Genomic DNA, 1,304 nt, shown 5'->3' with positions numbered 1-1,304 from the left:
GGGACTATCGGGAATTCCGTGCTCGGCTGGGCCATAGTGAGATGCGAAAGGAGCTTCACGATGGCACGACGCAAGGAACCGATTATCCCCGATGCGCTTCTGGACCGGTTGCTGGCTGGCGGTGACGCGAAGGCAGCTTTCGACCAGAACGGCCTGCTTGACCAGTTGAAGAAGGCGCTGGCGGAGCGGGTGTTGAAGGCTGAGATGGATCACCATCTTGCCGGCGATGAAAGCGGCAACCGCCGCAACGGTTATGGGCGCAAGACGGTGCTGACGGATACGGGGGCGATGGAACTGTCGATCCCGCGTGACCGGGCCTCGACCTTTGATCCGCAGCTGATCGGCAAGTACCAGCGGCGGTTCCCTGGGTTTGACGAGAAGATTATCTCAATGTACGCGCGCGGCATGTCGACGCGGGAAATCACCGGCCACCTGCGGGAACTGTACGGGATCGAGGTATCAGCCGACCTGATCTCGGCGGTGACGGATGCGGTGCTGGACGAGGTGGCGGCCTGGCAGACCCGGCCTCTGGAAGCGGTCTATCCGTTGGTTTTCCTGGACGCGCTGCGGGTGAAAATCCGGGACGAAAGTCTGGTGCGTAACAAGGCGATCCACATCGCCATCGGCGTGCGGGTGGACGGCACCAAGGAGGTGCTGGGCCTATGGATCGAACAGAATGAAGGGGCCAAATTCTGGCTGCGGGTCCTGAACGAGCTGAAGAACCGGGGCGTGGAGGACATCCTGCTGGCTGTGGTCGACGGGCTGAAGGGCTTTCCGGAAGCCATCGCCGCCGCCTTTCCGGAGACGAGCGTACAGACTTGCATCGTCCATCTCCTGCGCCACAGCATGGAATTCGCGTCCTGGAAGGACCGCAAGCCGATCGCTGCCGCGCTCAAGCAGGTTTACGACGCCTTGAATGACACGGAGGCGGAGAAGGCCCTGACCGCATTCGAGCAAGGCCCCTGGGGCCAGAAATATGAGGCCATTGGCAAGGCCTGGCGCCGAGCCTGGCAGGAAGTCATCCCGTTCTTTGCCTTTCCCCGCGAGGTCAGGCGCATACTCTATACAACAAACGCCATCGAAGCCCTGAATTCAAAGCTCCGCCGCGCCGTCCGCGCTAGGGGGCATTTCCCCAATGACGAGGCCGCGCTGAAACTGCTGTTCCTGGTCTTGAACAGGGCCGAGAAAGAGTGGAAAATGCCCGCCCGTGAATGGACGGCGGCCAAAGCTCAGATGGCCGTCCTGTTCGGCGACAGGTTCACAAAGGCCATGAACGCCTGATTTGAAACCGCCCAGCCGAGCAC

1 protein-coding gene is annotated in these 1,304 nt (G+C 61.5%); it reads left to right on the top strand.

What is annotated here, in order from left to right; genetic code table 11:
• Positions 1-60 precede the first annotated feature (60 nt).
• A complete protein-coding gene (locus AC1Q7F_RS32570; RefSeq protein ID WP_492512704.1) occupies positions 61-1,281 on the top strand; it encodes an IS256 family transposase in 1,221 nt (406 codons plus the stop codon).
• Positions 1,282-1,304: the final 23 nt, after the last annotated feature.

Source organism: Niveispirillum sp. GW835-FHT14G11 (assembly GCF_058793615.1).
The sequence above is the reverse complement of the archived record's forward strand: the minus strand, read 5'-3'. Positions and strand labels throughout refer to the sequence as shown.

What these genes read in the sequence shown, in the direction of transcription:
- AC1Q7F_RS32570 (WP_492512704.1), top strand. Translation starts at nt 61, where the DNA reads ATGGCACGACGCAAGGAACCGATTATCCCCGATGCGCTTCTGGACCGG.